17 protein-coding genes are annotated in these 25,497 nt (G+C 69.2%); 2 read left to right on the top strand and 15 right to left on the bottom strand.

Features of this window, described 5'->3' with window-relative positions; all coding sequences use genetic code 11:
• Positions 1 to 86: 86 nt before the first annotated feature.
• From F0U63_RS13985 to F0U63_RS14015, 7 genes are all read right to left on the bottom strand, one after another.
• Positions 87 to 4,031 (bottom strand): myxosortase-dependent M36 family metallopeptidase, encoded by a 3,945-nt coding sequence (locus F0U63_RS13985; protein WP_395846397.1) that lies wholly within the window; start codon positions 4,029 to 4,031, stop codon positions 87 to 89.
• A gap of 140 nt (positions 4,032 to 4,171) precedes the next feature.
• The gene (locus F0U63_RS13990) at positions 4,172 to 4,924 is read right to left on the bottom strand and encodes a hypothetical protein (RefSeq protein ID WP_395846398.1); all 753 of its coding nucleotides are present in this window, start codon (positions 4,922 to 4,924) and stop codon (positions 4,172 to 4,174) included.
• Positions 4,921 to 5,628 carry a DUF4956 domain-containing protein gene (locus F0U63_RS13995; protein WP_395846399.1) on the bottom strand — a complete coding sequence of 236 codons (708 nt, stop codon included), beginning with the start codon at positions 5,626 to 5,628 and terminating at the stop codon, positions 4,921 to 4,923. Before F0U63_RS13995 ends, F0U63_RS13990 begins: the two co-directional genes overlap by 4 nt.
• Positions 5,629 to 5,646: 18 nt before the next feature.
• Positions 5,647 to 7,359: a dTMP kinase gene (gene tmk / locus F0U63_RS14000; RefSeq protein WP_395846400.1), complete on the bottom strand. Its 1,713-nt coding sequence runs from the start codon at positions 7,357 to 7,359 to the stop codon at positions 5,647 to 5,649.
• Between the two features lie 6 nt (positions 7,360 to 7,365).
• Positions 7,366 to 8,079 (bottom strand): VTC domain-containing protein, encoded by a 714-nt coding sequence (locus F0U63_RS14005; protein WP_395846401.1) that lies wholly within the window; start codon positions 8,077 to 8,079, stop codon positions 7,366 to 7,368.
• A 19-nt stretch (positions 8,080 to 8,098) separates the two neighbouring features.
• The gene (locus tag F0U63_RS14010) at positions 8,099 to 9,172 is read right to left on the bottom strand and encodes a hypothetical protein (protein ID WP_395846402.1); all 1,074 of its coding nucleotides are present in this window, start codon (positions 9,170 to 9,172) and stop codon (positions 8,099 to 8,101) included.
• 201 nt (positions 9,173 to 9,373) lie between these two features.
• The gene (locus F0U63_RS14015; RefSeq protein WP_395846403.1) at positions 9,374 to 10,021 is read right to left on the bottom strand and encodes a hypothetical protein; all 648 of its coding nucleotides are present in this window, start codon (positions 10,019 to 10,021) and stop codon (positions 9,374 to 9,376) included.
• A 75-nt stretch (positions 10,022 to 10,096) separates the two neighbouring features.
• Here F0U63_RS14015 and F0U63_RS14020 point away from each other — a divergent pair, with 75 nt between their 5' ends.
• Complete coding sequence (locus F0U63_RS14020) at positions 10,097 to 12,436, top strand: serine/threonine protein kinase (RefSeq protein WP_395846404.1); 2,340 nt, start codon at positions 10,097 to 10,099, stop codon at positions 12,434 to 12,436.
• A gap of 7 nt (positions 12,437 to 12,443) precedes the next feature.
• On the opposite strand, the gene F0U63_RS14025 is transcribed toward F0U63_RS14020, so the two are convergent.
• Entirely contained in the window at positions 12,444 to 12,776 is a 333-nt protein-coding gene (locus F0U63_RS14025) for a rhodanese-like domain-containing protein (protein ID WP_395846405.1), read from the bottom strand.
• A gap of 14 nt (positions 12,777 to 12,790) precedes the next feature.
• Positions 12,791 to 13,951 (bottom strand): molybdopterin-synthase adenylyltransferase MoeB, encoded by a 1,161-nt coding sequence (moeB, locus tag F0U63_RS14030; protein WP_395846406.1) that lies wholly within the window; start codon positions 13,949 to 13,951, stop codon positions 12,791 to 12,793.
• A gap of 209 nt (positions 13,952 to 14,160) precedes the next feature.
• On the opposite strand from moeB, the gene F0U63_RS14035 reads away from it, so the two are divergent.
• The gene (locus F0U63_RS14035; RefSeq protein ID WP_395846407.1) at positions 14,161 to 14,544 is read left to right on the top strand and encodes a HesB/IscA family protein; all 384 of its coding nucleotides are present in this window, start codon (positions 14,161 to 14,163) and stop codon (positions 14,542 to 14,544) included.
• Between the two features lie 48 nt (positions 14,545 to 14,592).
• Here the strand turns inward: F0U63_RS14035 and F0U63_RS14040 are convergent, their stop codons facing one another.
• The 6 genes from F0U63_RS14040 to F0U63_RS14065 all read right to left on the bottom strand — a co-directional run bounded on the left by F0U63_RS14040 (position 14,593) and on the right by F0U63_RS14065 (position 25,488).
• Positions 14,593 to 16,590, bottom strand: coding sequence for a glycosyl hydrolase family 18 protein (locus F0U63_RS14040; RefSeq protein WP_395846408.1), 1,998 nt, complete (start codon positions 16,588 to 16,590; stop codon positions 14,593 to 14,595).
• 577 nt (positions 16,591 to 17,167) lie between these two features.
• Positions 17,168 to 18,343, bottom strand: a complete 1,176-nt coding sequence (locus tag F0U63_RS14045; RefSeq protein WP_395846409.1) for an HlyD family secretion protein — start codon at positions 18,341 to 18,343, stop codon at positions 17,168 to 17,170.
• A 5-nt stretch (positions 18,344 to 18,348) separates the two neighbouring features.
• A complete protein-coding gene (locus F0U63_RS14050) occupies positions 18,349 to 20,838 on the bottom strand; it encodes an ATP-binding cassette domain-containing protein (RefSeq protein WP_395846410.1) in 2,490 nt (829 codons plus the stop codon).
• Complete coding sequence (locus F0U63_RS14055; RefSeq protein WP_395846411.1) at positions 20,835 to 22,073, bottom strand: serine/threonine protein kinase; 1,239 nt, start codon at positions 22,071 to 22,073, stop codon at positions 20,835 to 20,837. Before F0U63_RS14055 ends, F0U63_RS14050 begins: the two co-directional genes overlap by 4 nt.
• 431 nt (positions 22,074 to 22,504) lie before the next feature.
• Positions 22,505 to 23,512, bottom strand: a complete 1,008-nt coding sequence (locus F0U63_RS14060; protein WP_395846412.1) for a trypsin-like serine peptidase — start codon at positions 23,510 to 23,512, stop codon at positions 22,505 to 22,507.
• A 74-nt stretch (positions 23,513 to 23,586) separates the two neighbouring features.
• Complete coding sequence (locus F0U63_RS14065; protein WP_395846413.1) at positions 23,587 to 25,488, bottom strand: caspase domain-containing protein; 1,902 nt, start codon at positions 25,486 to 25,488, stop codon at positions 23,587 to 23,589.
• Positions 25,489 to 25,497 lie beyond the last annotated feature (9 nt).

Raw genomic sequence — 25,497 nt, forward strand, 5'->3', positions numbered from 1 at the left:
GCAGTTTTGAGCACCGGGTGGGCATCCCCCACGCAGGGCCCTCCCCTTCCCGGAAGGAGGAAGGGGGAGAGCCGGAACGTCTCGGTTCAACCGCGGCGGCGGGCCAGCGCGAGCAGTCCCAGACCAATGAAGTCCAGAGGGGCCTCGGCGCCGGTGGAGCAGCCACAACGCGGCGGCTCCTTGGGCGTGATGGTGACGGAGACGAAGGCGGGTTCACTGCTGAGCGAGCCATCCTCGACCACCAGGCTGAAGCGCGGCGTCGTCTGGGCGTCCACGTCCGGAGCGGTGAAGGATGGGGTGGCGGTGTCCGCGCCCGAGAGGGTCACCGGTGGTGTGCCCTCCACCTGGGTCCAGGTGTACGTCAGCGCGTCGCCGTCCGGATCCGAGCTCAGGCTTGCGTCGAGCTGGACCTGGGCGCCCGCCTGGACGGAGAGCGTCCCACCGGCGTGGGCGGTGGGCGCGCGGTTCACGTTCGTCACCGGAGGCGGCACGCACACCCCATCTTCCGCCGTGATGGTGGTGAAGGGCGTGTTCGTGATGCCGCTGAACTCCAGGTCATCCAACAGCCAGCCGTTGGCCCCGGTGTTCTGGTTCGAGCCGACGCGGAAGCGCAGCCGCACCGTCTTGCCCGCGTAGGCCGTCCCGAGGTCCAGCGTCGAGGTGATGAAGGTGGGGAAGTCCGTGCTCTGGCCCACGAAGGCCCCGCGGCCATCGAGCGGGTTGAGGTTGCCCTCGTAGCTGACGAGTGTGCCGTTGTAGAGGGACTCGCCCACGTCCTTCCACGTCCGTCCATCATCCTCGCTCAGCTCGATGACGGCGCCGTCGTAGTTCATGCCGGCGCCCACTTCGAAGTCCCAGGCCTGCTTGAACTCGAGGACGAAGGGCTCGGTGGCGCTCACCTGGAGGGGCGGGGAGGTGAGGCGCATGTCGCTCGGCCCGTTCACGTCCCTCGCGTGGAAGACGTGGTTGCCGCTGGCCGTGGGGTACTCCAGGGGTGTCCAGTTCACGTGGCCGCCGTGGTCGTCATTCGTGGCGGTCCAGGGCGGGTTGCTCGACTCCACGTCCTCGGTGGTCGTGGAGGCGGGCGTCTCGTCGTAGTTGGCCCCCACGCGCCAGGTGAGCTCGCGGTTGCCCGGATGGGACGGGTCTTCCTGGCGCGTGGTGACGGTGAAGCTCAGCTGCTGGCGCCCCGTCGCGTCCTGGAGCGACACGGGGAGGGAGACCTCCGTTTCCTCCAATCTGTCCAGGGCTGGCACCTGCACCTGGCCGCCATGGCCCAGCGTCACGCCCGGGCTGGAGGAGGTGACGGTGGCGACGATCGGCTCGGTGCGGAGGGCATCCAGGTTGCGCAGCTTGATGCGCAGCAGGCCCGTCTCGCCGTTGTCGAGGATGTTGTCCCGGTCACACGTCTTGGACATGGCCTCCACGGAGAGGGAGACGACCGTCACGTCCGCCGTCACGTCGTAGCTCTCCACGACGCCGGCATGGTCCCAGGAGGTGCGGTCCGGCGCCACCGCGCCCACGCCCGCGCCCCGCCGGGCGAAGGCCTCCCAGAATCGGCGCCCATCCTCGGCGGAGGCGGCGGAGGCCGCCGCGATGAGCGCGTCTCGTGCCTCCAGGAAGGTGGGCGTGGCGGGCGTGAGCTTGTAGCCGTTGACCAGGTACTGCTTCATGCGGTGTTGGGCCTCCTCGAAGGGGTAGGCGCGCAGCAGCGACACGTAGCAGTCCCACAGCATCGTGGCCCAGATCTCACCCGAGTTGTGGACCTCCGCGTTGGTGGAGAAGGGCGTGGTGGACGCCGAGGTGGGCAGCGGCTCTCCGTTGGCGATATGCCGGAAGGTGAGCGCGTTCCTGGCCATGTCCGCGGAGTAGGTCACGCGCCGGAGGCCGAAGAAGGTGCTGTCCTCGGACAGGCCGCCGCGCGTGGCGTACCCGATCACGGCGTAGGCGCCGTTCCAGTGGGCGTTGGACGGGACGTGGATGTCCTCCGGGCGCGTCATCATCAGCAGGGCGGTGAAGTCCGCCCAGCCCTCGCCCAGGGACTTGCCCTGGTTGTTGGTCAGGCCGGACGCGTTCCAGATGAGGCGGTTGCTGATGTAGTGGCCCCACTCGTGCGCCACGATGCTGTTGTCGAGCGTGCCATCCAGGTCGGGAACCAGGACGCGGTGGAGCTTCGTGGTGAGGTCGGGGAGCGTGGCCCGGAGCCTGTTGCCATCCGCCTGCGTGATGTACAGCGAGGGGAGGGTGATGTCCGGAGCGGTATCCGCCGCCTCGAGGGCGCCGGACGTGTTGTTCGCGATGATGACGCCCACGGCTCCGGCGCTCTGCGCGTTGCGGATCTTCTGCACGAAGGTACAGCCGCCGCGGTCGATGAAGGCGATCTTCCCGGCCACCTCCGCGGCGTTGGTCAGCGCTTCGCAAGCCGTGGTGGTCGAGTCGCCGCTGGCCGCGAGCACGACCTGGCCGCTCAGGTCGAACGACTGCGGGCCGAAGTTGGCGTTGCCCACCGCGTACTTGCCCGCGACGCTCGCGGGCGCGGTCACCTCCAGGTACTGGGCATCCAACGTCTCCTCGGGGCCGTCGAAGATGAACAGCTGCATGATCGGGGACGCACCGTCCGCCGGTGTCGACATGTTCGCGTTGTTGCGGCCGTCGTAGTCCTGCGCCTCGGCATGGATGGGGTCCTGTCGCAGGCCGCCGCGGCCGAAGTTGTCCTGCTGGGCGTTGCCCGCGGCCTCGTCGAAGCCCACGTCGTAGAACCAGTCATGTAGCCAGTTGTTCACGTAGAACAGCTGCGTGGTGGCCGCCTGGATCTGCCCCGCGTTGGCGTAGGGCTGGAGGCGGAAATCAGTGCTCCGGTCGAATACGCCCGGGGCCGTCACCGTGGCGCGGGAGTCCCCCGTGCCGAAGCCATCCGGATAGACGAGGTCCGCGTAGGCGTCCACGTTGTTGCCCCGCGTCTCCGTGGCGCCGTCCGGCAGCCAGGGATCGTTCCGGCTGAAGGGCGCGTTGCGCAGGGTGACGAGCGCGGGGGCCACGTATGGCGGCGCGGCGAAGGTGCCGGGCTGGCCCGTGGGGTGGGGCGTGGCGACCCCGCCGGAGGGCCCATCCAGCGGGATATAGGGCGGCGCGGTCTCGGCCCAGACGCGGTAGCTGAAACCCTCGTGCGCGGTGAGGTTGTTGCGCAGGAGCAGCCGGCCATCGGCCGCGGACACGACGTAGGAGTAGTAGTCCGAGTCGGTGCTGTCGTCCCGGGAGGTGTGGAGCTCCAGGTAGTAGGCGGGCACGAGCCCCCTGGCCATGGGGAAGAACACGGGCCTGGCGCGCGCGGGGATGACGAGTCGCTCGGCCAGCGGACGCGCGTAGGGCGCGAGCTGGTAGTGGGTGTACGGGTCCTCGTTGTCCGCGCGGAGGCTCTCCCGCTTGAGCAGGCTGCCATCCAGGGGGGAGCCGGTCAGATCCTGATAGGCCAGGGAGATGGCCTGGGGGGCCGTCAACCGGTGGCGCGGGCTCGAGGCCCGGGCGGCGGACGTGGTCGCGGAGACATAGGGGGACAGGTTGCCACTGAGCGCCACCACCTCGTTGTTCGCGTCGAGCAGGACCTTGAGTCCCTGGCGGAACACCTCCACGCCGTCCACCTGCTGGGCGATGGTGACGATCGTGACGCCGCGTGCGTCACGGCTGACGGAGGTGACGTTCGCGCCCGCCTCGGTGAGCGACTCGTGGCCATACAGGGACACGTACTCGCCGAGCTGCTCGCGCGCGGCCTGCTCGGGCTTCATGTCCGCCAGCCGCGCGCGCAACGACGGGGCCTCGGACTTCTTGTTGGCCCAGACGAAGGTGGGCAGGGCGCGCTGCGCGTCCCGGTGGGCGACGCGTGCGTCCGTTGCCTCCGGCCGCAGTGGCTTGTCCGCGCGCGGTGAGGGCGGGGGGTCTTGCGGCACTTCGTAGTCCGGCAGGTCTCGCGCCGTGGCACCCGTGCTCGCGAGTGCGAGTGCCAGACTCGACCACTTGAAAACCAGCCCTATCACTTCGGGGGCTCCTTCCCATGGGCGGTGCACCGCTTGGAGCCATCCCGCCTGTGAGTGAGCCTACCCCCCTGTTGGTTTCACCCGCAAAATGGCGGGGACGCCTCCCCGGAGGGAGGGCGTCCGGAGGCGGAGGGCGCGACTCAGGGCTTCTTGATGTCGAAGGAGACGAGCTCCTCGAGCCGCTCGCCGTCCTCCTTGACCTTGCCGATGCCGGGCACGAGCCAGTAGGTGCGGTCATCGTCCGGCTTCACCTTGTCACCGCGCTTGCGCTCCAGGCGGATGGCGTTGGTGAAGGTGCCGGCGGGGGTGGTGACGGTCTCGTTCACGCCCGCCACGCGCCAGACGTAGGTCTTGTCCTTATCCTCCAGGGAGCCGTCGCCGGCGCGCGTCAGCTCGCGGATGTCCGAGGTGTAGCTCCAGTCCAGGGCCTGCGGCTTGGAGAGCGCCTTGACGGTGGCGGGATTCCAGGTCGTCACCTGCGACACCTTGCCCTGCTTGCGGTCCTCCTCGCGCAGGCGCACCACCGTTCCGTCCAGCTCGAGCTGCCAGGACATCTCCTCCTTGTTGGGCTGGGTGCTGAGCACGGCGATGGCCCTCATGGCCGTCTCGGGCACCACCTGCTCGCCCAGCACCTCCACGCGCTTCTCGAAGGTGCCCTTGGAGGGATCCTGGATGCGGTACGTCCAGGAGGAGCCCTGGGTGAGGGGCCACAGGGTGGTGAGGGCCGACTGCCCGTTCTCTCCCCCGTTGCCCGCCGGGATGTCCGGCAGCGTCACCGTTCCATCCGGATTCGTCACGCTGGGCTTGTTGTCCTGCCCGGGCAGACTGCCGCCCTCGCCACAGCCCACCCAGCATCCCGCCGCCACCAGTACCGCCCAGGCCCAACGCTTCATACCCGATCCTCCTGGCCGCCCTTGCGAGCGGGCAGCTCCATCCACCTGAGTCCACGAACGGGGCCGCCCGCGGCGCCACTCAGCGTGGCCGCGAGCGCTCCCGGCTCCTTCTCCTCGACTTCCAGTTCCAACCGGCGCCCGTCGAAGTCCAGGGCGCAGCCGCGCACCAGCACGTTGCGCCCGTGCAACGTCTTGCGCAGGAACTCCTCGGCGCGCACCAGATCATCCGCCTGCGCCGACACGAGCAGCCGCTGCCTGGGGGCGTCGGCCTCCTTCTTCTCGAAGGACTCCAGCACCCACAGCAGCGCGCCGACGAACACGGTGCCCACCCCGGCGAGCCCCAGGCTGCCGTGGCCGCAGGCCATGCCCAGGCCGATCACCAGGAAGAGGATGGCGGCATCGCGCGGATCCTTCAGCCCCGAGCGGAAGCGCACGAAGCCGCCCAGGCCCACCAGGCCGAAGGCCTTGGCCATGCTGTTGCCGATGACGGCGGTGATGACGGCCGCCGCCGTGCACAGGAGGATCTGCGCCTGCACCATGTCCGCCTTGGGCAGGGCGCGGCCGGTGAGCAGTCTCCACGGCCGCAGGGACAACACCGTGCCCAGGAGCACCGCCGCCACCAGGCGCGGCACCATCATGCCCGCGTCCTTGAGGGAGATGCTGGACGCCACGTCCTGGGTGATATCCGTGAGGAACGGCTCCATGGTGGTGCTTTCTCCGCTCTAGAGCGTGGGCTGGGTGTGCTCGCCGTCATGAGGGCGCGGGGTCGCGCGCTCCTGCGGCGGGGTGGCCATGTGGGAGGCGGCGACGAGGGCGTAGGCCTTGTGCAGCACCGGCAGCCGGGCCCCGGTCTGCTCCAGGGCCTGGAGGATGAGGGCCTCGGCGCGCTCCGTCAGGGGCAGGCCCTGCAGCGAGGAGAGCACCGTGGCCGGCCAGCGCTTCACGTGCTCCTCTCGCAAGCGCCAGGCGCGCGCGTCGTCCATTCCGTCCACCGAGTCCAGCGCCTCCTTGGTGAGGGGCGCGCCCTTCTCGCGCAGGGCCCACGCCTCGGGCGTGTCGAGCCCGGTGAGCGAGCGCAGCACGACCTTGCGGGCCTTGTCCTGGAGCGCCTCGCGCAGCTCGCGCGCGAAGGGCGTGTCCAGGCCCGTGGTGCTGCGCAGTACCGCCAGGCGGTTGTGGCCGAGCAGGCTCTCGCGCAGGGCGTCCGCCCGGGCCGAGGCGAGCCCCGCGAGGCTGCGCGCCACGTCGCCGTACAGGCCCCGCTTCATGCCCAGCTCCCGCACTCCCCAGGCCGTCTCGTCGTCCAGCCCGGCCAGGCCGCACAGCACGTCCGCCAGGTGGCCCTCGCCCAGGGCGCGCTCACGCAGGGACCAGGCCGCGGGCGAGTCGTCGCGCTTGAGGCCGGAGAGCACTTCCGTGAACGCCTGCTCATAGAGGCGCTCGCGCAGCGCCATGGCCTGGGGCGACGGCTGGGGGCCGATGCTCGCGGCCACGTCGCGCGGCACCACCTCCGCCAGCAGCTCGCGCAGCGCCCACGCCGGCTCGTCGTCCAGGCCGTTGAGGCTGCGCACCGTGAGGCCCGGGAAGCGCTCCACGAAGGCCAGGCGCCGCTGGTGCGCGCTGAAGCCCTGCAGGCCCCCCAGCAGCCACACCGCGAGCTGCGGCTCGCGCACCTCCAGCCCATCCATCACCCGGAAGAAGTGCTCCTCCACCTCGTCGAGCGAGCGCGGCACCGGGGCCGGCGCGGGGTGCTCGGGAGCCGGCGCCGGGCGGGGGGACGGACTTTGCCGGCCCTCCAGCCGCGCCACCACCGCGTCCACCAGGCGCTGCTCCAGCACGTGCAGGGGCAGCTCGTTGTTCTCGATGACGAGCCAGCGCGAGGGCTCCAGGCGCGCCATCTCCCGGAAGGCCTCGCGCATGCGCACGGCGAGGCCCGCGCCGGCCAGGCCCTTGCGGCTGTCGTTGTCCAGGGCGCGCTCGCCCTTGCTCTTGCCCAGGCGCTTGCGCAGCCGCGCCAGCTCCGGCTCCACGTCCACGAGGATGACGAGGTCCGGCCACAGGCCCTGCGAGGCCAGCTCGCACGGGGCCCGGAGCGACTCGAGCGCCAGGCCGCGTCCGCCGCCGGTGAGCGCGAGCTGCGAGTAGAGGTAGCGGTCGCTGATGCACACCTCGCCGCGCGCGAGCGCCGGGGCGATGACCTCCTCGAGCTGCTGCGAGTCGCGGGCGAGGTTGAGGAAGAACTCGGTGCGCGGTGACATCTCCAGGAGGGAGGCGTCGCGCGTGAGCTCCCGGATGCGGCGCGCCACGGGCGAGCGCAACTCACCGCCCTCGCGCGCGTGCGCCACCTTGTAGCCCAGGCGGCTCAGCCTCGCCGCGAGGAGGTTGGACAGGGTCGTCTTTCCGCTGCCGTCGATGCCTTCGAAGTCGATGAACACGGTTGCTCAGCCCTCCGCGATGCCGTCCGCGACGAATTCGTGGACCCTCGCCATTCCCTCGGCGAACTTGCTGTACGCCGGTTTGCACCCGGGGTTGAGCGCCGCCAACCACTCGGGCAGCTCCGCTCCCAGGTGCTTCACCTCCACCACCACGCGTCCGTCCATCGCGAGCGGCGCTCCCAGCCGCTCCGCGCTCAACGCCGTCTGGCCGAGCGCAAGTTGTGTCGTCACCCGGTGAAAGCCAATCTCCCTGTCCACCGTCACGCGCCAGGACTGGGAGAACTGGTAGACGTGGCGCTGGTAGGTCACCGCGAGTACCGGCATCAGGCTGCCCCCGGCGATGAGCGGCAGCAGGCCCGCCCCGCCGCGCATCACCTGTCCGAAGCGCGTGCGCGGCACCCACACCCGGCGCTTCTGGGTGACGCCGTTGCGCTCGCGTTTGACCTCGAGCACCACGCGCTCCTCGCCCGTGGCCCCCAGGTCCGGCGCGTACTCCTTGGTACGCACCTTGAGACAATCCATGGGGGTGTGCAGCGAGCGCAGCGTGAGCGGATAGCCCGGCTTGTCGAAGTAGACGGAGGTGATGCGCGTGGGCTCGGGCGGTGGAGCGTCCAGCATTCCCGACAGACGCGCGCACAGGGCGAGCGCGTCCTCGCGGTGCAGGATGAGCTTGAACTCCCGGCGCAGTTTGGTGACTTCCCCTTCAGCGAACTGGATCATGGTGCGCCCTCGCGTGCCGTCAGAAGCGGGTGGCCAGCTGCAGTGAGTATTCGATGCCCGCGAGCTCATCCCCGGGACGCAGCGCGTGCTCGGCCTGCAACTGGGCCTTGAAGTGCCGCGAGTAGAGGATGTTGAGGCCGCCCACGAACGCGTAGCCGCGCGCCTTCAACGGGCCGGTGAGCTGCAGCAGCTCCGCGCCCGCCACTGGCTGCAGCGCCCAGCCGTCCAGGCCCACGGGCAGCATGAAGCTGGCCAGTCCCATCTGCCCCATGAAGGGCCCCACGGCGAGCCGTCCGGTGACGTACTCGCCCGACAACTCCAGTCCGCCCAGCCGCAGCGCCGCGTCCGCCGCCATGGCGTGGTGGCGCGTGCCATCGAAGACCTCGGTCAGGTAGGTGCTCGCGCCGAACGTGAGGGCCTTGAAGGGGCGCACGCTCACGCGCAGCGCCGCGTCCTCGCCCAGGCGCGTGCCCGATGCATCCTTGGCGCCCTCGAAGACGCCACCGGAGATGCGCAGCTTCCACGCCTCCTTGAGGTTCACCTCGCCCATGAGCCCCATGCGCCGGCCGCCCAACTTGTGGGTGTCCTCGAGGTAGTCGGCCACGAGGCCGCGGTTCATCACCGGCAAGTCCCAGCGCGACTCCAGCTCGCGCTCCAGGAAGGGCGCCTTGAACTGGCCGCCGTACAGCCGCAGCTGCTTGGAGCCGTTGGCCACGCGCACGAAGGCGTCCTTGAGCATCGACTTGGAGGAGAGGTCCGCGGTCACCTCTGCCTCCACGTACGGCAGCGAGGCCGCCAGTCCCACGCGCGCGGACTGCAGGGACAGCGAGCGCGTGTACTGCTCACGCTCGTCCGCGCTCATCCGCGCGAACACCCGCCCGAAGGGCCGCACCTGGAAGCCCTGGTCCTCTTCCTTGCGCAGGCCCTCGCCGCCCTCGGACAACGGCTGCCGCGCGGGCACCTCGGGGGTCGCGGGGGGTTCGATTTGTTCGATCTTCTCGATGGGCTCCTGCGCCCAACCCCGTGCTCCCATGAGGAAGAGCGTGGCGATGAGTGCCCGATGCCCCCCCGTGCTCCAGTTCCCCCTGCCCATGTCCGCGCCTCCCCAACCCGATCCGGCACGGGCATGTGCAACAGGGGTGCCTGCCAGTGAAGTCGTCCGGGGGACGACACTCGCCTCGTTCCGCCGTCCAAAAGCCGTCGGGACAAGGGGGGAGAGCGGCCGCGAGGGCGTCGTGGACGCCCCCTTTCGAGGGCGGGGCGTCTGTCGAAATTACGGCCCGGGTTGTCGAAATTACGGTTCGTTCGGCGCCGGTGGTTCCGGTGCCGCATGGATCTGCGGCGGGGGCGCCTCCCCAGCATCGGTCCCTGGGGAGGGGGGCACCGGAGGCTCGGCCCGCTCCGCCCGCAGCATGCCCCGCACCGTGAACCCCAGCAGCGCCAGCAGCCCCACGCCCAAGAGCCCCCAGCCCACCATGCGCGACACGGGCGAGTCGCTCACCTCGAGGGGCGCGTGCAGCGCCTTGGTGCGTGTCGTCCGGAAACCTACATCAAGCACATGGGGACCGGTGGCCTCGGGGACGAAGGTGGCTTCCCAGTGGCGCTCGCCGCGCTTGACGGTGACGCTCTGGCCGTGGGTGGCGCCGGCCTGGCGCAGGGTGAGCACGAGGGGCCCGGTGAAGGGGGCGCCCTCGAAGCTGCCCACGTCGAGGCTGACGTGGAGCGGCTGGCCCTCGCGGGGAGGCACGGGGCGGAGGCTGCCTTGGAGCCGCTCCTCGGTGTCCGACCAGGAGAGCTCCCAGGCCTCCTCATGGGGGGAGACCTCGATGGCGTCCCGGCGCGCCCGGCTGTCGTCGCTGGGGTGGGCCCCGGCGGAGGAGGCGAGCCACAGGCTCGTCATGAGGGGGAACAGGCGGTTTCCAGCGGGTCGTCTTTGCCTCATCCCATGGGGTCGCCTAAGATGAACCGCCCTGAACTCTCTCACTTCGCGCTTGCTCCCCCCGGCGAGCTACCCGGGATGAACCCTCAACTCTTTGGGAAATACCAGCTCATCAAGAAGCTCGCCACTGGCGGCATGGCCGAGGTGTGGCTTGCGCGCCAGCGGGGCATCGAGGGGTTCGCCAAGAACGTGGTGGTCAAGCGCATCCTGCCGCACCTGGCGGAGGACGCGGAATTCGTCGAGATGTTCCGCAACGAAGCGCTCATCGCCGCCAAGTTCAACCACCCCAACATCGCCCAGGTGTACGAGTTCGGTGAGGCCAACGGCACCTACTTCATCGCCATGGAGTACATCCACGGCGAGGACCTGGGGCGGGTGCTGCGCAAGGCGTACAACGCGGGCGGGTGGATCGCCCAGCCGCTGGCCATCCGCATCGTCGCCGCGGCGTGCGAGGGCCTGTACTACGCGCACACGCGCACGGACGACGCGGGCCGGCCGCTGAAGGTGGTGCACCGCGACATCTCGCCGCAGAACATCCTCATCAGCTTCGACGGCTCGGTGAAGCTGGTGGACTTCGGCATCGCCAAGGCGGCGGACCAGGCGTCCATGACGAAGTCGGGCGCCATCAAGGGCAAGTTCGCGTACATGGCGCCCGAGCAGGCCGCGGGCAAGCCGCTGGACAGCCGCGCGGACATCTTCGCCATCGGGCTGGTGCTCTACGAGATGCTCACCAGCAACCGCCCCCTCAAGCGCGACATGGAGCTGGCCACGCTCCAGGCGGCGCTCGAGTGCAACATCCTGCCGCCCTCCCAGGTGGCGGACGTGCCGGCGGAGCTGGACGCGGTGGTGATGCGGGCGCTGGCCAAGGCCGCGGATGATCGCTACCGCGACGCGCGCCAGCTCCAGCTCGCCCTGGAGGAGTTCCTCGTCAGCCAGCGCTGGGTGGCCGGCTCGGTGCAGATCTCCGAGCTGATGGAGGCCCTGTTCGCGGACCGGCTGGAAGAGGAGCGGCGCAGCGGCAATCCGGAGCCGCGCGGCGAGGAGTCCGCGACGGCGGCCCCCGCGGCGCCCGAGTTCCCCACCGGGGAGCCGTCCCCGCCCCCGCGCACCACGTCCCGCACGATGCAGCGCGCGGCCTCGGCGCCTCCTCCCTCGCCCGACATGGACTGGGAGGCCCCTCCGGGCGAGATGCAGCCGCCGCCGCGGCGCACCTCCATGCGCACGCCCGCGAGCAAGCGCCCGGAGTCGAACGCGCTGCCGATACCGGCCGAGCCGGAGGCCGAGGAGTGGGAGGCCCCACCCTCCACGGAGGTGGCGTCGCGCCGCCGCCCCTCGGAGTCCATCCGCCGGTCCGTGCCGAGCTCCGCGTCCATGGCGCGCGTGTCCGGCCGCCAGGAGCCCGCTCGGGGAACACCCGCGGAGATGCCGAGCGCGCGGCGTCCCAACTCCGAAGTCGCCGTTCCCCGGCGCACGGGCAACCGCCCGGGGGAGCCGCCGGCGGAGCCGGAGGTCCGGCGCACCTCGCCCGCGGCCCTGGCCATCCCCTCGCGCGTGCGCACGCCTCCCGAGGAGGAGGATCCCGAGCGCACCCTCCTGCCGCCTCCCGAGCCGGAGCCGGTGCGGCGTCGCACGGGCTCGCAGCCCGCGGCCGTGGCCCCGGCCGAGCCCCCCGTCCGCCGGCGCACGGGCACCCGTCCGGAGATGGCCGAGCCGCCTCCCGTGCGCCGCCGCACGTCCTCCGTGCCCACGGCGCGCGCGGTGGTGGACGACGAGGACAGCGTTCCCGATGCCAAGGCCGAGGTGTCGGCTCCCGCGCGCTCGCGGGGCCTGCCCCTGCCGAAGCTGCTGGGCGGTGTCGCGGTGGTGGCGCTGGTGGGCGCGGGGCTCGTCTTCCACAAACCGCTGCTGGAGATGCTCGGCAGCACGGCCATGGACGGCCAGGGCATCTACATCTCACTGGAGACGAACATCCCCGTCGAGGTCTCCGTGCGGCACAACGCGCGCTGCGGCAGCTCGTCGCCCATCACCTCCCTGGGCAGCACGCCCCTGCGGGACGCGTCGGGGGCTCACCTGCAGGACACGCTCATCCTGGAGAACAAGCAGCTCGGCATCTCCAAGCAGCTCGAGGTCCCCTTCGGCGAGCCCAACGAGCACAAGCAACTGCCTCCCGTGGAGTTCAAGACGGGCAAGGTCCGGCTCAAGCTCATTCCCTCGAAGATCTCCGGGGTGGAGATCTTCCGGGATGGGCAGAAGCTCGGCCTCTACAGCCCCGGCCTGGGCTTGGAGCTGGTGGAGGGCGTGCATCACCTCATCCTGCAGGGGCCCTCGCTCAAGGAGCCGGTGCAGGTGGACGTGGAGGTGAAGGGCCGCGAGACCACGGATCAGCAGGTGGACGTGAAGGAGTACCTGCAGCAGTAGGGCCCCGTCAGTAGCGGGGCAGGCTCGGGTCCACCGTGCGCGAGTAGAGATCGATTCCCCCGCGCAGCGACACCGCGTCCAGGCCGAGCGCCCTCAGGTAGGCGGTGCCATCCAGGCTGCGCACGCCGTGGTGGCAGTAGACGACGATGGGCCGGCCGCGGAAGGCCTCCAGCTCCGCGGCGCGCTCGTCCAGTTCCGGCAGGGGAATGAGCACCGAGCGGGGCAGCGCCACGTGGGCGTGCTCCTCGGGAAAGCGCACGTCGAGCAGCACGGGGTGGGACTCGGGGGGGCCCGCGAGCCGGGCGGCGAGGGTGGCGGGGTCGATTTCCGGGATGGGCATGGGGGTGCTTCCTGTCAGGCGGACGAGGCGCAGAAGCGCTCGTAATCGATGAGCTCCACCTTGGCGCCGGGCGCGCACACGGGGCAGCGCGGATCCCTGCGCAGCTTGAGCTCCTGGAATCGGGTGCCGAGCGCGTCGAAGGTGAGCAGGCGCCCGACGAGCGGCTCCCCCACGCCGAGCAGCAGCTTGAGGGCCTCGTTGGCCTGCATCAGGCCGATGATGCCGGGCAGCACGCCGAGCACGCCGGCCTCGGCGCAGGAGGGGGCGAGCTCCGGAGGCGGCGGGGTGGGGTAGAGGCAGCGGTAGCAGGGGCCCTGGCCGGGGACGAAGGTGGTGACCTGGCCCTCGAAGCGGAAGATGGAGCCGTGGAGGTTGGGCAGGCCGAGCAGGACGCAGGCGTCGTTGAGCAGGTAGCGCGTGGGGAAGTTGTCCCCGCCGTCGAGCACCAGATCGAAGCCCTCGAGGATGCGCAGGGCGTTGTCGGAGGTGAGGCGCTCGCGGAAGGGCACCACCTTCACGTCGGGGTTGAGCGCCTCGAGGGCCACGCGGGCGCTCTCCACCTTGGGCTGGCCGGCGCGCTCGTGGGTGTGGAGCACCTGGCGCTGCAGGTTGCTCAGGTCCACCACGTCCGCGTCCACGAGGCCCAGGGTGCCCACGCCGGCGGCGGCCAGGTAGAGCGCGGCGGGCGAGCCCAGGCCGCCCGCGCCGAGCAGCAGCACCTTGGAGCCGAGCAGCTTCGCCTGGCCCTCCTCGCCCACCTCCGGGAGGATGAGGTGGCGGCGGTAGCGCTCCTTCTGGGCCGGGGTGAGCACGAGGGGCTTTTCCACCGGCAGGTGGGCGTCGCTCCAGCGGCTGTAGCCCCCGGCGAGCGAGGCCACGCGGGTGTAGCCCAGGTGTTGCAGCGTGGCGGCGGCCAGCGCCGAGCGGGTGCCGCCGGCGCAATAGAGGATGAGCTCCTCGTCGCGCGCGGCCTTCTCCTCGATGCGCAGCTCCAGGAAGCCCCGGGGGATGTGGAGGGCGCCGGGAAGCCGTCCTCCCGCGTACTCGTCGCCCTCGCGCACGTCGATGAGCTTCACGGGCGCGCGCGAGTCCAACAGGCGCTTGACGTCCTCGATGGAGACCTCGCGGATCTCCTTCTTGGTGGCGGACAGCAATTCACGGAAGGTGGGGGCCATCGGACTCCCATATAACCCGCGCCCACCGGGATTTTCCTTCCAGAAGCCGTGGGGCCCGTGGGTATCCCACCTCACCTGGGGAGTGGGAAGCGCCCGCCAGCGGACACGCGGCGTGCGTCACGGCGGGGGCCTGGCCGCCCGGAAGCCGGGGGTTGGATGGCAATCCGGGGGACTGGCGTTATAAGGCGCCTGTAAGGAGACCAACCGACATGGACACCACGACGACCCCCGCTCAAACGACCCCCTCCGCCCAGGGCACGCCCGCGCCCACGGTGCGGCTCACCGAGGCCGCCGTGGCCCAGGTGAAGAAGGTCATCCAGGACCAGGGTTTCCAGGGCTACCTCTTCTCCATCCGGGTGGTGCCGGCGGGCTGCAGCGGCCTGGGCTATGACTTGAACATGGTGCGCGAGGCCAAGCCCCACGACATCCTCTGGGAGCAGGATGGCGTGAAGCTCACCACCGACGCGCTGAGCAGCCAGTACCTGGCGGGCACGGAGATCGACTTCGTCTCCTCCGTCACCGGCGCGGGCTTCAAGTTCAACAACCCGAACGCGAAGTCCTCCTGCGGCTGCGGCACCTCGTTCTCCACCTGAGAACGGGAAGAGGGGCGCGAGCTCGCGCCCCTCTTCCCGCAGGATGGTCTAGCGGTTGGTGTGGAGGGCGTTGATCAGCTCACCATTGCTGGTGTCGCCGGACAGCTCCCAGAAGAACGCGCCGCCGAGGCCCTGGTTCTTCTTGTAGGTCATCTTGCTGGCGATCGTGCTCGTCGTGTCGTAGCTCCACCACTGACCGCCGCAGTAGGCGTACGCCGTGCCCGCCACGGTGCCCGTCGGGGGGCACTTGGTGATGAGCACCTTGTAGTCCTCGATGCCCGGCTCATACGTCCCCGGCGCGGCCCCCGTGGCCGTCTGGTTCAGACCGCCGTTGGTGTTCGGCACGCCGGTCCACCCGCGACCGTAGAACCCAATGCCAATCAGCAGCTTGTTCGCCGGCACGCCCTTGCTCTTGAACAGCTGGATGGCGGCGTCGGTGTAGAACTTGTCCTGGCCGTTGCTCGTCGGCATGCCCGACCAGGCCGTCAGCGCCGAGTGGGGAGCCGTCGGACCCTGCGCGTTGAAGGCGCCGAAGAAGTCGTAGGTCATCACGTTGTACCAGTTGACGTACTGCGCCGCGGCGGCGTAGTTGGCCGCGTTGATGGGCCCGGCGCCCGCGGGCACCGCCGCGGTGACCAGGGCGGAGGAACCGAACCGCGCGCGCAGGGCCGCCATCAGCTTCACGTACGCATCCGGCCCGCTCGTGTCGCAGCTGAGGCCGCAGGCGTTCGGGTACTCCCAGTCGATGTCGATACCATCGAACACGTCCGCCCACCGCGGATCCTTGACGAGGTTGTAGCAGGACTCGGCGAAGGCCGCCGGGTTGGCCGCCGCCTGCCCGAAGCCGCCCGACCAGGTCCAGCCACCGAACGAGAAGAGCACCTTGATGTTCGGGTAGAGCTTCTTGAGCTTGCGCAGCTGGTTGAAGCTGCCGCGCAGCGCGCCCGTGTCCCAGGTGTCGGCGACGCCGTCGACGCTCTCCGCGGCGGAGTAGGCGCGGTCATAGTCGGCGTAGGTGTCACCCAGCACGCACTGGCCGTTGGTGACGTTGCCGAAGGCGTAGTTGATGTGGGTCAGCTTGCTCGCCGAGCCGCTCGTGACGATGTTCTTGACGTGGTAGTTGCGGCCGTAGACGCCCCACTGGGCGAAGTAGCCGAGGATGATGGAGCCGCCACCGCCGGTGTTCGCGCTGGTGGTGACATTCAGGCCAGCGCTCCTGGCGGACGTCCCGGACTCGTTGCGAGCGGCCACGGAGAACGTGTAGGCGGTGGAGGCGCTCAGGCCCCCGACGGTGTAGCTCGTGGAGGTGCCATTCGTCTGGGCCACGCGGGTGCTGCCGTTGTAGACGTCATAGCCCACGATCGAGCAGTTGGTGCCGGCGCTGGGCGCGGTCCACGACAGGCTGACCGACGACGCGTCCTTCGAGGGCGAGGTCAGACCCGACGGAACACCCGGCGACACCGTGCAGTTACCGCCCGACGCGCTCGTGGTGACCGAGAGGGTGCTGGAGGCCGCCGAGACGTTGCCCGCGGCGTCCTTGGCCTTGACGGAGAACGAGTAGGCGGTGGAGGCGCTCAGGCCCCCGACGGTGTAGGACGTGCTGGTGGAGCTGCCGGCGAGCGAGCCGTTGCGGTAGACGTCATAGCCCGTCACACCGACGTTATCGCTCGAGGCGCTCCAGCTCAGCGCGACGGAGGTGGAGGTCTTCGACGGCGACGTCAGGTTGGCCGGTGCGCTGGGCGCCTGCGTGTCGCCCCCGCCACCGCTGCTCGGCTCCCAGAGGGCCGGGACGTTCGGTGGCTCCCAGCCCGTCAGCGAGGTGTGGGCCTGGATGCACTTGTAGGTCGCACCGCCGTAGGTCACCAGGGCCCCCACCGCATAGCTGGTGTTGGGCGCCCACGCGGCGGCCAGCGCGGAGATGCCGGCGCGGTTGAGCGAAGTCTCGGGGGGCTGGGACAGGTCCGGCGCCCCGGTGCAGGCCGCCAGGGTGGCGAGCAACGCGATTCCCGACGTGAACCTTCTGAGTTTTGAAGCGGTGTTCAGCATGTGAGTGACACTCCTATTCAAGAACTGAAGCGCCCACTGCGCGACCGCCACCGGAGGCTCGAGTCCTCCCAAGGATTGGCGGCGGTCGGTGACCGCCCTTCGGGCGCGGAGGGGCGGTGTGGCGGACTTCGGGTTGATGCGCGCTCTGTCGCGCGCCACCTGGCGCGCTGGGGGGGGACGATGCTCAGGTGGTATTAGATTGGACTGCTCTCCTTGTACCTCTAGCATCGGAACTTTGACAGAAAAGTTGCTGATTCTGGGAAATAACCGCCAGCAGGGTTTTCGTTGCAACCGAAAAACCGAGTTAAAACATAGGATTAACGGCTCTCCCCCCGCTTCAAGCCCTGCCCGAACTCGAGCCCGCCCGTGGTATTTAACTGGTATTATGGCGAGCAGACCTCTCCCGCTCCTCGCTCCTTGATTCCATAGTTGTTGAATTATTGAAGTGAGGGAATACCCGGTTCACGGGTCGACGCGGTTCCGACCCCGATGCGCGGTCTGCTGGTGCTGGCTGCGCTCGTCTCCAACGCCGCCATCAAAGGAGGGCGGGCCCTGTCGTCGTCCGCGGCCCGGGAAGCTACCCCTCGACGCGATCGAAGAGCTTCGCCAGGACGGACTCGTAGAGCCGCAGTTGCCCGGTGACAATCTCGCCGCGCACCTTGTAGCCCGGGCGGAGCTCGAACGGGTGGGGTGGGGTCAGGTCCACGATGGCGAAGAATTCATTGGCATCGTTCGGGGGGGACACGTAGCGGACGCGCCCCTTGAGCACCCCGTACCGATGGAAATGATACGCGTCCACCTTGAGGTGGGCCCGCTGGCCCGTCCGCACTTGCTTCACCTCGTCCTGCGTCAGTTTGAACTTCGCATACAGCGCGCTCCCGTCCTCCAGTACGGGCGCCACCTCGACCAGGATTTCTCCCGCGAGGAGCCGGTCGCTGCTCGCCTTCGTGTTGTGGACATAGCGGATGGTGCCGCGGATGTCCGCCCGCACTTCCTGCCTGGCCGCGAGTCGGCCGCGCAGCTCCTTCTCCTCGCGCTGCTTCTCCACCTCCCTGCGCAGCTTGTTGGCCCGCTCGAGGAGCGAGAGCCGCGCCGCCTCCGCGTCGAGGAGTTCCAGCTCGACGCGTGTGAGCTCATCACGGTAGGTGCTCCCCAGCTTGAGCCCCGCCGCCTCCTGCTCCCGGCGAAGCCTCAGCAGCTCGGCGGTGGCGCTCCTCGCCTCCAGGACGCCGCGGTAGTCCGCCTCGTGCTCCTCCTTCGAGAGCATCCCCCGCTCGTGCAGCCCGCGGCTGCGCTCCGCCTTCACCTCCGCCAACGCCTGCTTCTCCCGGGCGAGCTCCAGCTGACGGGAGAACGCGCCCAGGCTCTCGCGGGCCTGGGCTTCCTCCACCCCGTGTCTCCGCCGCAGGATGGCGAGCTGGCGGCGGTGGCGCACGGCCCGCTCGCCCGCGTTGTCGATCTGCTCCACCACCGTCCGCAGCTCTTCCTCCAGGGAAAGGGAGTCCGCCTCCGCCTTTCGCGCGGCGGCGTCGACCTCCTCGTTGTCCAGGAGCATCAGGAGCTGGCCCTCCCGCACCTCGTCCCCCTCGCTGACGTACTGAGCCACCACCCGCACCTCGTACGGCGCCTTGTGGACGGAGCGGGGCCGGGAGGAGAGCACCTCCCCCTCGCGCACGCGCACGACGGCATTCACCTCCACCGTCGCGAAGAGCACCGCCCCGAGGCCGAAGCTCCCCACGAGCAGGGCGAACATTTCCCTTATGTAGCCGAGGCCGCCCATACCACCTCCCGGACCGGTGTGCCGTCCGCTGCCTCCTCTCCGCCCACCTCCTGGATGCGTCCGCCGCGCAGCAGGACCTTGCGGTTCAGGTGCAGCCCCTCCACGGACTCGTGCGAGATGAAGAGCATCGCCTGCTCGTCAATCTCTCCCAGCAGTCTGGCGATGGCGGCCTTCGACTCCTGGTCAATCCCCCGGAATATCTCGTCGAAGATCAGCACGTCCGCCTCCGAGAGCAGGGCGCGCAGCACCAGCACCTTGCGCCGCTGGCCGGTGGAGAGGTTTCGCCCCCCTTCGTCGATGAGCCGCTCCAGGTAGTCCGGGTGCTGGACGATGCAGTCGTAGAAGCCGATGCGTTTGGCCAGCTCCACGATGTGCCGCGTGCTGTGGCGCCGGCCGAAGGTGATGTTGAAGCGCAGCGTCTCGTTGAAGAGCGTGTCCTCCGCCGAGACCAGCACCACCCGTCGCCGCAGCGCCCGCTCGCCGAGGAGTTCACGGGGGATGTCGTTGACCAGCACCGTCCCGCCGGAGGGTTGCTGGAGCCCGGCCAGCATGCGCACCAGGGTGGATTTCCCGCTCCCGTTGGCCCCCATCAGGAGCACCTTGTCCCCCCTGCGCAGCGTCAGGTCCACCCCTTCCAGGACGCTCAGGCCCGAGGGGTAGCGGTAGGTGAGCCCCCGCGCCTCCAGCACCTCCACCCGCACGTCCTCCTCCGGCGCGCGCGAGGCACGGCGGGCCGCGCCCTCGCCGAAGTCGAAGTAGCGCCTCAGAATGACGAGGTTCTCCTGCAACGAGAGGTTCTCCTCGAGCAGCGTGGTGAAGGAGGAGAAGATCCTCGCCGACAGGGCGATGAAGGTGAGGAGCTGTCCGAGCGTGACCGTCTGGTTCGCGATCAGCCCCCGGGCGCACAGCAGGATGAGCAGCAGCGAGGCGGCCGTGGTGACGAGGGAGACGGCTGCGGTGCTGGCGAGGTCGAGCAGCTTCCCCTTGCGTTGCGTCTCCAGGTAGCGCCCCGTCTGGGCCCCCAACTGCGCGCTGAAGTGCGCCTCCAGGTTGAAGGCCCGGATGGGCTGCACTCCCTCCATGCCTTCCACCATGCAGGAGAGCAGGTCGGCCTTGTTCCGGAAGCGCTCGTTCTCCAGCCGCCGCAGCGCCGGCGTCACCGCCACGAGGAGGGCGCCCAGCAGCAGCAGGGTCACCAGCACGAGCGTGGCGGCCTGCCAGTTGAGCACGAACAGCACGACGATCGCGTTGAGCGAGACCCAGGCGTTGACGACGATGCGTGAGAAGAAGCGGGTGAAGAATCCCTTGAGCTTGAGGCTGTCGCTGATGCGCTCGAGCAGATCTCCCCGCGTGAAGGAGCGCAGGTACTGGAGGCTGCCCGTCAGCGTCCGCTCCCCGAAGCGCAGCAGGAAGTAGCGGTCCAGCTCCAGTCCCAGGTGCACCGACACGTACCGGGTGTACACCCCCATGAGAATGTCAAACAGCTTGAAGAGTCCCAGGCCCAGGGTGAAGGTGGCCAGCACTTCGAAGTCGAACTGAGGGATGACCTCGTCGACGAGCAACTGGTTGACGAAGACGGCGGTGTGCGTCGTCGCGGACGAGAGCACGGCGGCCAGGAGGAAGAGGTTCAAGATACCGCGCAGCTCGCCGAGTTCCTTCAACAGCCGCCAGAGCGGATGGGCCGGCGTTTCGTCGGGCACCTGCCGCTCCGCCCTCGAGGTCGGCGGCCGCACCGCGAGCACCACGGGCGCGGTGAGCACCCGCCTCGTTTCACTGCCTTCCACCGCGCGGAAGCGCTGGGGAACGGACGCGTGCTGCGGCTGGTGGAGCAGCTCGGCGAGGAAGGCCCGCTCGGCGGCCTCGTCCTTCAACCCGAAGTTCTGCTTCACGTGGCCGAAGTAGAGCAGCTTGTTGTATAGCGCCGCCACCTCGGCCTCGCTGGGAGGGATTTCCTGCTGGAGTCCGTACCTCCCCAGCTCCTCCCTCACCTGGCCCCGGATGCGGCTGCGCCACAACTCCTCCGTCAGGGGAACCTGGACGGTGTGCGCGCGCTGGACGAAGTCAGCCACCCGCCAGCGCTCCACCTGCCCGTGTGTGGGGTTGAGGATGCGCAGCCACCCCCGCTCCACCCCGTCGACCACCACGTAGTGCAGCAGTCCGGTGTCCCGCACGCGCACCGTGGCCAGACACGGGGCGGACTCGCTCAGCTTCCTCTCCAGCCCCGCGGCATCGTTGACGTCCAGGGGTTGCGTGCGCACCCCGAAGCCGTGCTCCTGGAGAAACGCCTTGATGCTGTCGAGGCGCAGCCCCTCGGCCTCCAGGGGCAGGGCGGCGGCAATGGCCTCGCGACTCATGGGCACGCCGAGCCGCTCGCAGAGCGTCTTCACCGCGCTGATTCCGCAGTCGTTGCTCCTCAGCTGCGCATCCACCTTCAGACGGGCCCGGCGCATCCATCCTCCGAGGCTCATGGGCGGACGCGCTTCCCGGTCCGGACGGGCCGCTGGGCCGCGCGCCAGTCCTCCAGCAGCTCCACGGCGCGAGGGAATCGCTCCTCCGGGTCCTTGGCGAGGGCGCGCTCGATGACGTCGGCGAGGGCCGCTGGAATGCACTCACCCTCGGGAGTCCGCACCGCGCGGGGGGCGGGCTGGCTGCGAATGGCTTGCGCCAGACGCCTCCAGAGCACTCCCTTCGGGAAGGGCTCGTGGCCCGTGAGGATTTCGTGGAGCAACACCCCCAGCTGGAACACCTCCGAGCGCATGTCACCCGGGCGGTTGCTGATGCTGAGCGAGCCGGGCTCGATGCGCTCGGGAGGCATGAAGGTGGGAAGGCCTCCGTGGGGCACGGAGACCTCCTCCGCCGCGTCGCCGCTGCGCCGCGAGAGGCCGAAGTCGATGAGCTTCACCCGGTGCTCGTCCGTCAGCATGAAGTTGCGCGAATGGACATCGCCGTGCAGCAAGCCGTGGCGGTGCAAGTGGGTGAGCGCGGCGAGCGCCTCGGCGCCGATGCGCACTCGCTCCGGCAGGGACAGGACGGTCTCCGCCATGGCCTGATGAATGGGCGTGCTGCCGGCGTGCTCCAGCGCGGCGTAGCAGGGCTCCCCGGGGTGGAAGGCCAGCAGGCGGCAGACGTTCTCATGAGGGGCCAGTCCGGCCATGAGGGAGAACTCCCGCTCGAAGAGCTTGCGCGCGCGGTTTGCCCGGGGCCCCTGCTGGATGAAGACCTTGAGCACCACGGGCATCCCGGTGCCCACCTGCTGCGCGTGATGGAGCGCCACGTCTGGTTTCTCCACGATCAGCTCGCCGATGCGGTACTCACCGAGCACCTGCCCGGGGATGAACACCCAGGTGGACTCCTCCTGGAAGTCCGCCCCCGCGGAGCGCAGCAGGCCGACGCGCCGCATGCGCTGGAAGAAGGTCCGTACCGTGGCGGCGATGGCCTCCGGGGGACACCCCGCCCGGCGCGCCAGTTCCTCCAGCGCCTCCGCCTCTGTCCGCGGATTCCTGAACAGCTCCAGGTAGCTCTTGATGACCCGGTTGACCAGGTAGCAGGACTGGTGAGCGCGCGTGTCCACCACCATGAAGCGCTCGTCGACGTTCGCGCCGGTGCTCGCGTCCGAACCACCGGGGAGACTCAAGCCTTCGTCTTCGCTCGAGGGGTAGAGATCCAGATACTCCGGAAACACATAGAGAGGTTGCTGTTCCATGACCGGGACAGGAGCGGGGGGCGCCGGGTTGAAGCCTGTTCTTCAGCCCGCTCTACTTATGGTCAGACGTCCAGGAACAGCTCTTGCTTTTACTCTTACTCTTGCTCTTGCTCTTGCTGGTCCCGCAGGAACCGTGCGACTTTCCTCCCGCCTTGAACTCGAGGACGCGGTCCATTTGCTCTTCGGTCAGCTCGTTGATGATGTTCGAAAGGTTCAGCATTGGAGTCTCTCCAGGAAAGGGATTGAGGGTGAATGTTGCGGATGATGATGCCTTGGCGCACCGCCCCCCGATGCGACCCGCTCCGAGTCGCATCGCAGAAGGATGCTAGCAGCAACCCGCTCGAGGCAGAATTGCCCTCGTGGCTGGCCTTGACGGCGCATAGCCTACAGATGCTGTTCATCCACCTCGTGCCGCGGCGCGCCGTCCTCCGTTATGGCAGGCCGGTGCACAGCCGCTGGCTGGCATTGTGGGTGACGGCGCACAGATGCTGGAGGGCCGGATAGACGTAGATGCTGCCCTCGGCGTAGCAGCCCGTCTCGCTGCACGTGTTCACCACGTTGCAGCTGCCATTCTCGATGTAGTCCCACTCGCGACCACTCACGAGGATTCCCGCCACCGTATAGTCGTTCGTCTCATACACGGCCGAGCCCGAGTTGCCGCCGAAGGTGTCCGTGGTGGCATTGAAGCGATACGTCCCGTCCTCTCCGGGATCGGTCACCGAGCCGCCGGAATCGATCTTGAACGGAATACCGCTGCCACTGCCAATGACGGCCACGTTCTGGCCGAGGCTCAGCGCGGTGGTGCTCTTGCGCACCGGGGCCGGGGTGAAGCGCGGCGTGGCCGGCCGATCCAGGCGGACGACGGTGTGGTCCAGTTGCTTCCCGTCGTAAATCCCCAGCTTGCTCGCCACGATCTCGGCGCAGCCGAAGATGTCCTCGGTCGTGAGGGTCTGCATCACGCCCTCGTCGGTCCGGTAGTAGTTGAAGACGAACTTCGTCTTGGCGCACTGCGTGTCGGTCCTGAGGCAGTGGCCCGCGGTGAGCACCAGGTCATCGTCGATGAGCGTGCCGGTGCAGCCGGCCGCCGTCGGATCATCCCGGAAGCGCTCGGTGGCGCAGAGGTTCTGGTACTCACCCAACGTCGGGCCCAGGAGGGTGACGTTGTTGGGGTCCGTGGCATCGAAGTCCTCGGCTCGCATCAGCGCCACGGTGGCCTGCCGCGCGAGCGCGCGCAGCGTGGCGTCCGGGTGCGCATAGACGTCCTGGCGGTCATCCGTGCCGAAGACGACTTCGTCCTTCTTCTCTCCGAGCGCGATAGGGTCCTCGCTCTTGCGTGGCTCCAACTCCTCCACGGGCTCGCAGCCCACCGCGAGTGTCAGGGTGCATGCCAGGGTCCCCACCAGGGAACGAGTGAACAACCCGAATCGGGAATAACGCATGAGACTCCACTCCTTCTTTGTTGTGCAACGTCAAATCCAGCCACTCCTTCAGGAGTGGGGTGCTACGAAAGAGCCTAGAACTCACCCCGGAGCGACAGCATGCCGCCCCCGTCGAGTGGATGGATGGACATCCGCGGCAGCCGCTTGATGCTGGGATCATCCTGCCAGATGCGGATCACGTGCTCGGCCGAGGATTTCTCGAAGTACGAGGCGAAGAGCAGGCCGGCGCCGATCGTCAGGGTGGAAGTGCCCACGTACCGGATGGAGGCCTTGTTATTGGGATGGCCTGTCTCGAGGAGTTCATTGGCGATCAGGCCCGCCGTGTTCAGTCCGATCGCGGTCCACAGGATGGTCTGGAAGGTCCGGCGGCCCGACCGCTCCTGTTCGAGAAGCAGCTGGAGTTGAGACTCCGTCCTCGCCACGAGCTGCGCGGGATCATATCCCGAGGAGGACACCTGTTGTTGGAAGTGGCGTGAGAGCCTTTCCCCCTCACTCAAGCGGATCATTCCGATGGAACTCGCGACCACCCCCGCCAGGCCCAGTCCCGCGACCCCCCATTGCAAAGCCTGCCTCGTAGGATAGGCGAGCCCCAGGCTGTCGGCGTCTTGGTTGCCCTGGCCGAAGAACAATCCCCCCCCGACCATGACAAGGATTCCAGCACCCATCGTGGCCCCTGCCCGGCCCATGCGCTTGCCCCGCTCGATGTCCGCCAATGAGCCGAGCAACAGACTCATTCTCGAGAAGTCCTCCTGGGAAATGCCATACACCGGCTCGGGCTGGGTGGTGCGTTCCCGCTCGAGAGCGGCGAGCGCTCGTGGGCCGAAGGGCGTGGAGAACAAGGCCCTGAGCAGGTCCCCGGGACCTCGGGCGCGTTCCGAGGCGCGCCATGACGACAGGGAGGCCAGGTCCACCGTGCCACTGTCCGAGGCGAGGTTCGCGCGCCATTCCCCCTGTTCCGTCGGCTGCTCGACGGACATGCCCTGGACGAGGGCGGTGGGCAGTCGCAGGCTCACCGTCGAGCCGGCTTCCACGTTCGCATCCAGCCAGCGCCCGCCGTCCGCGTCCCTCACCGTCAAGCGGACCGGCCCCCCTCCTCCAGCCTCGAGCAGTACTGCCTGGGCCGAGCCGAGTTCCAGCAGCGCCCGGCGATTGTCTCCCCCTGGGCCCCGGGCGAAGACCCTGGGGCGGAAGAGGGGGTTGCGCACTTCGCGCGCCGCCAACTCCACGAAGCCACTGAGCTCCGCGTAGCTGATGTGGCCATCCCGGTTGGCATCCGCCGCACCCGCCAGCCCCGAGCGCACCGTGTGGCTGAAGATGCCCGATTGCAGCTCGGACCACTCATAGACCTCGGCTTCCGCGCTGGTGGAGAGGAAGACACCCACCGTGGGCAGCCGGCGCGCCAGGCTTTCCATGGCGTCCTTCGCCGTGGCGAAACGCTTGCCCCCGGGCTTGCGTGGATTGATGACGAAGAAGGAGTTGCAACTGTCCAGGATGACGTGGGACTGCGCCGCCGGCATGCGTTGCAGGGTCCGCTCCAGATCGTCCGCGGTGAAGGCCCCGTCCTTCAGCTCGAGGAAGCCGCGTCCCTCGTCCACGTCCCCGTGTCCGGCGAAGATGAAATAGAAGGAGACCCGAGCCCCTTGCTCCTGGTCCTCACGTACTCGCGCGGCCAGTTCGTCGAGCGCCGCCTCCACGTTGGCGCGCGTGGGCTGGCGGGCTCGCTTCGCCTGCTGGGGATGGAGCCGCTCGGTGTCCCGGTCCAGCTCGCTCAGCAGCACGATGTTCCGAGCGGGCATCAACGAGCCGAGGAGCTCGGCATATTTGACGGCGTCGTCATCCGCGTACTGCAACGAGGGCCGTCGCAGTCCGAGGCTCTGGTTGTTGCCGATGATCAAGGCATAGGTCTGGGCGAGCGATGGACGCTCACCCCCCACGGCCGTGGCCAGTGCCACGGTGAGGGCGAGGGATGCGAGCATGAGGGGCTC

This window comes from Cystobacter fuscus (genome assembly GCF_044360685.1).
Lineage (GTDB): Bacteria > Myxococcota > Myxococcia > Myxococcales > Myxococcaceae > Cystobacter > Cystobacter fuscus_C.

Excerpts from the sequence above, each read along its gene's own strand:
- F0U63_RS13990 (WP_395846398.1), bottom strand. The coding sequence starts at position 4,924 with ATGAAGCGTTGGGCCTGGGCGGTACTGGTGGCGGCGGGATGCTGGGTG.
- F0U63_RS13995 (WP_395846399.1), bottom strand. The coding sequence starts at position 5,628 with ATGGAGCCGTTCCTCACGGATATCACCCAGGACGTGGCGTCCAGCATC.
- F0U63_RS14005 (WP_395846401.1), bottom strand. The coding sequence starts at position 8,079 with ATGATCCAGTTCGCTGAAGGGGAAGTCACCAAACTGCGCCGGGAGTTC.
- F0U63_RS14010 (WP_395846402.1), bottom strand. The coding sequence starts at position 9,172 with ATGGGCAGGGGGAACTGGAGCACGGGGGGGCATCGGGCACTCATCGCC.
- F0U63_RS14015 (WP_395846403.1), bottom strand. The coding sequence starts at position 10,021 with ATGAGGCAAAGACGACCCGCTGGAAACCGCCTGTTCCCCCTCATGACG.
- F0U63_RS14020 (WP_395846404.1), top strand. The coding sequence starts at position 10,097 with ATGAACCCTCAACTCTTTGGGAAATACCAGCTCATCAAGAAGCTCGCC.
- F0U63_RS14025 (WP_395846405.1), bottom strand. The coding sequence starts at position 12,776 with ATGCCCATCCCGGAAATCGACCCCGCCACCCTCGCCGCCCGGCTCGCG.
- moeB (WP_395846406.1), bottom strand. The coding sequence starts at position 13,951 with ATGGCCCCCACCTTCCGTGAATTGCTGTCCGCCACCAAGAAGGAGATC.
- F0U63_RS14035 (WP_395846407.1), top strand. The coding sequence starts at position 14,161 with ATGGACACCACGACGACCCCCGCTCAAACGACCCCCTCCGCCCAGGGC.
- F0U63_RS14040 (WP_395846408.1), bottom strand. The coding sequence starts at position 16,590 with ATGCTGAACACCGCTTCAAAACTCAGAAGGTTCACGTCGGGAATCGCG.
- F0U63_RS14045 (WP_395846409.1), bottom strand. The coding sequence starts at position 18,343 with ATGTTCGCCCTGCTCGTGGGGAGCTTCGGCCTCGGGGCGGTGCTCTTC.
- F0U63_RS14050 (WP_395846410.1), bottom strand. The coding sequence starts at position 20,838 with ATGAGCCTCGGAGGATGGATGCGCCGGGCCCGTCTGAAGGTGGATGCG.
- F0U63_RS14055 (WP_395846411.1), bottom strand. The coding sequence starts at position 22,073 with ATGGAACAGCAACCTCTCTATGTGTTTCCGGAGTATCTGGATCTCTAC.
- F0U63_RS14060 (WP_395846412.1), bottom strand. The coding sequence starts at position 23,512 with ATGCGTTATTCCCGATTCGGGTTGTTCACTCGTTCCCTGGTGGGGACC.
- F0U63_RS14065 (WP_395846413.1), bottom strand. The coding sequence starts at position 25,488 with ATGCTCGCATCCCTCGCCCTCACCGTGGCACTGGCCACGGCCGTGGGG.